Below are 7,319 nucleotides of genomic sequence, written 5' to 3'. Positions count from 1 at the left end.
GTCATGACAAAGGCTTGCGCAATCCTGTCCGCCTCGAACGCGTTTTTCAGCGTGCGCACCATGGCGTCCTGACCGACAAGGTCGGCAAAGGTTTCGGGCCGGTATTTGCGGGCCAGCACCTGATATTTCTGGGTCTCTTCTGACATGGGCCTTCGCGCGGATTCGGAGTGACCCGTGGACACTACGGGGCAGGGCGGGCGGCGTCCACCACTGCTGTCAGGTCAGGGGCGCAACCGCCATCTTGCCCTTTGTCTCGCGTGTTTGGGAAGTGCTGGTCGCGCCGTACCTCGCTACAGGCGATCCGTCATCTTCCGGATCACGTCGGAATTGCGCCGCGCGCGGGCTAATGCCCAGCCACCCTGAATCAGCATGAAAAGGTGCTCAGATTTGGCTTGCGCGTCTTCCGCACTCAGGCCCAGCCGGGCGGCGTGATCCTGAACCTCGTTGATCCACCCTTCGTAAATGTGACTGGCATGGTCTCTGAAATCTTCGTTGTCGGGGCCTTCGAACAGGGTCGCGGCGATTGGGCACGTGTCCCAACCCGTGATGTCAAAGAGCTTGGCGAGCTTGAAACACAGGGTTTTCGCGCCGTCATTGAAGGTTTCAGAGCCGTCAAAACTCGCTGCGATCAAGCGCAGCATCTCATCCGAAGCCCAGGTCGCCGCCGCCATTGCAAGGTCGGATTTCCCATTCGGAAAGTGGTGATAGAGCGACCCTTTGGGTGCTTTTGCGTCGGCCAAAAGGTCAGCCAAGCCGACACCGTGATACCCGCGTGTGCGGAACAAGGTGGCAGCGGACAGGATCAGGCGATCCTTGGTGGGAAGCGGGCGATCGTTCATATTTTGACCTTGACAGGAATAGACCGATTGGTCCAGCGTTGCAATTAGACCAATTGGTCTAGAGATGATCAGGGAGGCACTTCATGTTTGATACAGCTCCGGTGCAGCGCGCGGTGACCGAAAGATCGCTCGCATTCAAAACGCAAGATGGTGCGGAACTGGTTGGTCGGATGTATCGCCCCAACCAACGCCCCTTTGCCGCCGTGGTGCTGAACAGCGCGACGGGTGTACCGCAGACGTTCTACACACATTTCGCCCGGTGGATGGCGGCGGAGCGTGGCACGGCTGTCCTGACCTATGACTATCGCGGGCTTGGGCGCTCTTACGCTGGGCCGATGCGGCAGGTGCAGGCCGACATGACCGATTGGGGCATTCGTGATCAGGTGGCTGCGCGCCGTGCCATGCGCCGCGAAGTCCCCGACACGCCGCTATGGATCGTCGGCCATTCCCTTGGTGCGATGTTGCTGCCCAACCAGCCTGAAATGGAAGACGTTGCCCGTGTTATCGGCGTGGCGTCCGGCATGGTGCACCACAATGACCACCCATGGCCCTACCGCGCCATGGCGCTGAATTTCTGGTTCGTGTTGGGGCCTCTGGCGACGCTGTTGTGCGGATACCTGCCTGGCAAATCGTTGCGTTTCGGGGAGGATTTGCCATCAGATGTGTTTTGGCAGTGGCGCAAATGGTGCACCTCTCGCAACTTCTATGATGCGGATATTGGTGCACGTCTGCCCGCGCCGAACTGGCAGGGCAAAGCGACGGTGCGCTTGCATGCCTTTACTGATGACGATCTGATCCCGCCGCCGCAGGTGGCACGCCTGGCCGGTGTCTATGGGGCTGACCCTGTTGTGGTGGACCCATGGGACCATGGGCTCAAGACTGTTGGCCACCTTGGCGCATTCTCGCGCCGGAACAAGGCGATCTGGCCGATATTGCTCGGGGATTAGAGCTTTTGTCTTCTCGCGCATCGCTTTGCGATACGCTGCCAGACTTACGCGCGCCAAGGCGCGCTGAGGTGAGAGATTGACAACGACCCAAGCGGGGCTCGTTACGGCTGCTTCCTTCCGGATCTGACCGGGTTGGCGAGGCGCCTGCCCGCGCCAACCTCTCACGGTGTCATATAAAGCGGGCGCTCACCCGGTGCAAGAGGTGCGCATCTGGTCAGATCGAGACTTGGACCTGAAGAAAACCGCTTTCGTCCAAACCCAAGGGCTGCGGATCAAACTCCGCGATATAGGACAGATAGTCTTCGGCATCGGGTGATGTCTGGATAGTGCGGCGAACGCCTTGGTCGGGCGTGAATCGCCAAGGGCGCGAGTCAGGCGCAATGGTCGACTGTATCTCCCCGGCCATGGCCGCCCGCAATGCTTGCCTCATTTCCACATGGGTCTGCACAATCTCTGTCTCTGGGCCGATGCCAGGATAGTTGCCCCCACCGGCGCCACGATAGCTGGTCATGGCGACCACGAAGCGATCATGCGGGCGGACCGATTGGCCTTCATACGTCAATCGCCCTAAGCGAGATGAGCCGCTGAGCATGCGATGTCCATTGGCGTCGAACGCAGCGGGTGCGCGCAAATCCACCTCCACCTCCGTTCCATGCACCATATCAAAGTTGAAAGCCGGAGAATCAGGGTTCACCAATGCAGCGGCTGCGTCATTGACCGGGTTGAAAAAGGCGAGGCTGCGTTCAATCCAGTCCTGCAGCTCTGCGCCGGTCAGAACGGCAGCCCAAACCATGTTGGGGTAGGGGCACAACATGGCAACGTGACGTTCGCACAATGGGCCGACCGGAATGTCGACATAGTTGTCCGGACCTGCCCGACCACCCAGTGCAGCCGGTGCAATACTGGCCAGAATAGGCAGGTTGGCAAGGTCCGTACCAGCAATCGCATCGGCAATCGTGCCTGACAGGGCGTGTGCGACCAGAGCCTCTGTCGCGGACGGGCGCAGCATCGAAAACCAGGTGTGCAAGTGTTCTGGCGTCGATCCGATTTGCTTGTCCAGATGCATGCGCGTGGCGTCAACCAAAGGGCTGGTGATACTGACCAATGCCTCATCCGGAAGATCATCGACGCGGACACCAGAACGCCGGACCGCATGTGCATCGACCTGCCATCCGTTCCGCCCACGTACCAGTGTCAGATCAATGACACCCAGTTCCGTGCTTGCATGTCCCGGCATCACCGCGGGCACGCCAAACACCGTGCCGTTGATGGCATCCAACCCGTCAAGCCCGGCATGGTCGGGTCCGGGAAATCGCAGATGAGTGTGGCCCAGGATCATTGCATCGATCCCGGGTACCTGTGCGGCAATCGCGGCCCCAAAGTTTTCGCCTGTCGCCTCAACGCCGTCGTCCAGCCCGCTGTGGCACAACAGGACAACAAGGTCAGTGCCCGCATCTTGCAGGGCTGAAACCGTCTTCGCAGTTGCCTCCACGCCGTTGTCGAATTGAGCCGCACCGTCCAGACAGCGCCGGTTCCATACTGCGGTTTGCGGCGGCAGGACCGATGTGAGCCCGACACGCAGCAGACGATCTTCACCGTCTGAACAGGGAACACTGCGCTCAACGATGGCAAAAGGGGCAGCGCACGTGACAGCGTTGTTCGTCTCGTTGGCACACAGCACCGGGCAGCGCACCTGTTCCATGACCGTGTTCAGAAAGGGCAGCCCAAAATCAAAATCATGGTTGCCGAGGCCAACAGCGTCAAAGTTCAAAGCGTTTAGTACCGCCGGCCATGGGTGGTTTTCCGGCGCATCGACGCAAATATCGCCCAGTGGCGTACCCTGCAGCGCGTCGCCATTGTCGACCAAGATAAATCCGCCTGCGGCAGTTTTGCGCGCGTCCCGGATCAGGGTTGCGAGGCGATCCATGCCCTTGGTCTGTATGTGAATGTTGCGCAGCGCATCCCATCCGGTGAGGTGCATATGGACGTCTGAAGTTGCGGCGATGCGTAAACAGGCGGTCGGCAGGGTCATAGTGCAACTTGCACCCTACGGTTGAGTTCAAGGCAAGCAAAAAACAACAGGTTGCGTCGAAACATCCATTTCTAACCATACGGCGTCCCATTGCGTCACCGTCCCGCCCATGCCAAGCAAGGCGCAAACGAAGAAAAACGCGAGGGCAGGCATGAAACATGCCGAGACCGTGACATTTGGGGGGTCCCACCTCGACCGGGCAGCAGAGGTGAGGGGTGACGCTGGGGCCATTGCGAGCGCGCTGGCCGACCCGGTGGCGCGCGCCGTCCTGATATGGCGTGGCAAACCGCTGATCCAACGCACCCGACCCGCATCCCTGGTCCGCCTTGCGATGGATCACCCCGCTTGCGACGTCGCGGATATGAAAGCTGCCGTGTTTCTTGGGCGCGAAGATGGGGCACCGCGCTTTGCCTTGGATGTGTCCAGCTGGACGCCGGACGATCTGGATCCGTCGACGCTTGGCGGGTTCCTCGATCCGACTGAGCAACATCATCCTGCCTGCGCCGAGGATGAAGTATTTGCAGAATTGCGGCGCACCATGACATGGCTGTCGCCGCGCGACGCCGAACTTGCCGCAACGGCCAAGGCCGTCTTCGGGTGGCACGATACCCATGGGTTCTGCGCCAAATGTGGCGCGGCGTCCCAGATGACCCATGCAGGCTGGCAGCGGACCTGCCCGTCTTGCGGCGCACATCATTTTCCGCGCACAGATCCTGTGGTTATCATGCTGATCACCCATGGAAATTCTGTCCTTATGGGCCGGTCGCCCGGGTGGCCAGACGGAATGTATTCTCTGTTGGCAGGGTTTGTGGAGCCGGGCGAAACACTGGAAGCGGCCGTACGGCGCGAAGTGTTTGAAGAGGCCGGTATTCGCGTGGGGCCCGTTGCTTACCTCTCAAGCCAGCCATGGCCGTTTCCGGCTTCGCTCATGTTCGGGTGCCAAGGTGAAGCGTTGAGCCAGGATATTGCGATCGATCCGCACGAGATCGAAGACGCGATATGGGTCACACGCGAAGAGATGCTTGCCATCTTTGCGGGAGAGCACAAAACTGTCTTGCCCGCACGTAAAGGTGCAATTGCACACTTTTTACTTGAGAACTGGCTTGCGGACACCCTTGATTGAGGGGAGACTGAACCGGGAAAAAAGCAGGCATATGAAATGAAGCTCTCGGCTCGGGAAGACGTGGCAGCGCATATCGATAAGGTGTTCGCAGCTCTCAACGATTTTGACGGTTTCGAACGTCAGGCGATGCGCCGAGGCGCTGAAGTGCAGCGCGTTGATCCTCTGACGCAGGCGGGTGTTGGTATGCGCTGGAAAGTGTATTTCAAGATGCGTGGTCGTCGGCGCGAGATGGACCTCGAGCTTACGCGCTACGACGCTCCGAATGAGATGGTGTTTGATATCAACTCTGCCGGGATCAGCGGCACCTTTTCAATCGAATTGCTGGCGTTGTCACGCAGCCGCACGCGCATGGCTCTGGCATTGGATATCGTCCCACTGACGCTTTCCACACGGCTGTTCATACAGTCGCTCAGACTGGCCAAGACATCCATCACGAAACGCTTCAAGTTGCGGGTCGCAGACTACGCAAAAGGGCTCGAAGAGCGCTTGGAACGTAGCGCTTGATCCGATCGCTGTGCGGCTCTGTTTGACCCTCGCGGGTCAAAGGCGCCCACCCACCGACCCTTGATCAGTCTCGCCCGGCAGCGGCAGGATACACCCCAAGGATGTCGAGCCGGTTGGTGAAATAGTCCAGCTCTTCCAGTGCCCGTGCCAGCGCTGGATCGTCGGGATGCCCTTCGACATCGGCATAGAACTGCGTGGCGGTAAACGCGCCGCCGACCATGTAGCTCTCCAGCTTGGTCATGTTCACGCCATTTGTCGCGAAACCGCCCATGGCCTTGTAGAGCGCCGCCGGAATGTTCCGCACTTCAAAGACAAACGTGGTGATCATGGTGTCGGCGCGGCGTGCCGTGTCCTTCTCCGGTGCCATCAGCAGGAAACGCGTGGTGTTGTGTCCCTGATCCTCGATATCGCGGGCAAGAACGTTCAGGCCATGAATATCTGCCGCGACGGACGACGCCAATGCGCCGACGCCCATCTCGCTTGCTTTGGCAATCGCGGCTGCTGCACCCGCACTGTCTGGCGCCGCCTCGGCCGCAATACCGTGGGCATCAAGATATGCCCGCGCCTGTGGGATCAGGACGGGATGGGCGCGAACAAGCGAGATATCGTCGAGCGTCTGACCCGGCAGCGCCATCAGCGCGATGCGGACCCGGACAAACGCCTCGTCCACGATATGCAACCCGCTTTGCGGCAGCAAACGGTGGATATCCGCGACCCGGCCATAGGTCGTGTTTTCGACCGGCAGCATCGCCATATCGGCAGCGCCGTCACGTACGGCGGCAATGACATCTTCGAATGCATGGCAGGGGACCGGAGTAGCATCTGGCCGGGCTTTCAGAACGGCTTCGTGGCCGTAGGCGCCCAGATCACCCTGGAACGCAATCCTTGTCGACATCGTTTGTCCTTTGCTGTCGCGCCGCCGCCGATCGTCGGGCAGGGCGATTGGTCGCGCTTTCTATACCTTGCCAGTGACAAGGGGAAGCCGTAGATACCCGCCGGAACAACATGAAAAGCCACGGAATCGGAAGCCAAATGTTCGACACCATGACCTTTACCAAGATTGCGGCCAGCCTGTGTGGTGCATTGCTGGTGCTTTTGCTCGGCAAATGGGCCGCGGAAGAGCTGTACCACGTCGATGGTCACGGCGAACAAGCATATGTGGTTGATACCGGCGCGGAAGAGAGCACGGAAGAAGTGGTCGAGGTCGCGTTCGCGGATGTTTATGCGGCGGCAGACGCTGGCGCCGGTGCCCGCGTTTTCCGTCAATGCAGCGCATGTCACAAGCTTGAAGCCGGTGCAAACGGTGCTGGTCCTTATCTTCATGGCATCGTGGATCGTGCGGTTGGCGCTGCAGATGGCTTCAGCTATTCGGGTGCATTGGACGCCGTTGTCGATGTGTGGACGCCTGAGCATTTGAACGGCTTTCTGGAAAGCCCACGCAGCTACGCGCCCGGCACATCCATGGGCTACAACGGCCTGCGCGACATCGAAGATCGCGCGAACTTGATCGCCTATCTCGCCACAATCACAAACTGATTGTTTCAAAATCTGACCTGATCAAAGCCGCAAGCGCCCCGCCTGCGGCTTTTTTTCTTGCCAATTGTTTCAACGGCCTCACATGCGAGGCATCGTGATCACAGAATCTCAAGTTGCATATTGGCATGTTGGGCATTTAGCTTACCTCCAATCACAAGACGGCCGTGAATGCCACGAACAGGAGAGTACCAATGCAACCCAATCGCAGACATGCCCAGGCCAGGATTCGTGTAAGCAAGACGCGAGACAAAAGCATCCTGTGGGGCGGTCTTGCGATCCTTGGTCTATTGGCAACGCTGGTTCTGTCCGGCACGGCGCGGGCAGAGGGAGATGAGAAA

General features: G+C 59.5%; 7 protein-coding genes and 1 other RNA gene. 4 read left to right on the top strand and 4 right to left on the bottom strand.

Annotated features, from left to right (window positions below; translation table 11 throughout):
* Nucleotides 1-290: 290 nt before the first annotated feature.
* Complete coding sequence (locus AC6RA8_RS15275; RefSeq protein ID WP_500353637.1) at nt 291-839, bottom strand: TetR/AcrR family transcriptional regulator; 549 nt, start codon at nt 837-839, stop codon at nt 291-293.
* Between the two features lie 83 nt (nt 840-922).
* Here AC6RA8_RS15275 and AC6RA8_RS15270 point away from each other — a divergent pair, with 83 nt between their 5' ends.
* On the top strand, nt 923-1,786 hold the full coding sequence (locus AC6RA8_RS15270; RefSeq protein WP_500353635.1) for an alpha/beta hydrolase family protein: 864 nt from the start codon (nt 923-925) through the stop codon (nt 1,784-1,786).
* 66 nt (nt 1,787-1,852) lie between these two features.
* Here the strand turns inward: AC6RA8_RS15270 and ffs are convergent.
* Nucleotides 1,853-1,950: signal recognition particle sRNA small type (ffs, locus tag AC6RA8_RS15265), an RNA gene on the bottom strand.
* Between the two features lie 50 nt (nt 1,951-2,000).
* Nucleotides 2,001-3,818, bottom strand: coding sequence for a 5'-nucleotidase C-terminal domain-containing protein (locus AC6RA8_RS15260; protein ID WP_500353633.1), 1,818 nt, complete (start codon nt 3,816-3,818; stop codon nt 2,001-2,003).
* Between the two features lie 151 nt (nt 3,819-3,969).
* On the opposite strand from AC6RA8_RS15260, the gene nudC reads away from it, so the two are divergent.
* Entirely contained in the window at nt 3,970-4,941 is a 972-nt protein-coding gene (nudC, locus tag AC6RA8_RS15255; protein ID WP_500353631.1) for an NAD(+) diphosphatase, read from the top strand.
* A gap of 36 nt (nt 4,942-4,977) precedes the next feature.
* Nucleotides 4,978-5,445, top strand: coding sequence for an SRPBCC family protein (locus AC6RA8_RS15250; protein WP_500353629.1), 468 nt, complete (start codon nt 4,978-4,980; stop codon nt 5,443-5,445).
* Between the two features lie 64 nt (nt 5,446-5,509).
* Here AC6RA8_RS15250 and AC6RA8_RS15245 read toward each other — a convergent pair whose 3' ends face one another.
* The gene (locus AC6RA8_RS15245; protein WP_500353627.1) at nt 5,510-6,340 is read right to left on the bottom strand and encodes a prephenate dehydratase; all 831 of its coding nucleotides are present in this window, start codon (nt 6,338-6,340) and stop codon (nt 5,510-5,512) included.
* Nucleotides 6,341-6,477: 137 nt separating this feature from the next.
* Between AC6RA8_RS15245 and AC6RA8_RS15240 the strand changes: the two genes are divergently transcribed.
* On the top strand, nt 6,478-6,981 hold the full coding sequence (locus tag AC6RA8_RS15240; RefSeq protein ID WP_500353625.1) for a c-type cytochrome: 504 nt from the start codon (nt 6,478-6,480) through the stop codon (nt 6,979-6,981).
* Nucleotides 6,982-7,319 lie beyond the last annotated feature (338 nt).

The sequence above is a fragment of the Tateyamaria sp. genome, from assembly GCF_059783535.1.
Note: the sequence above shows the minus strand (reverse complement) of the source record. Positions and strands in the feature narration are given on the sequence as shown.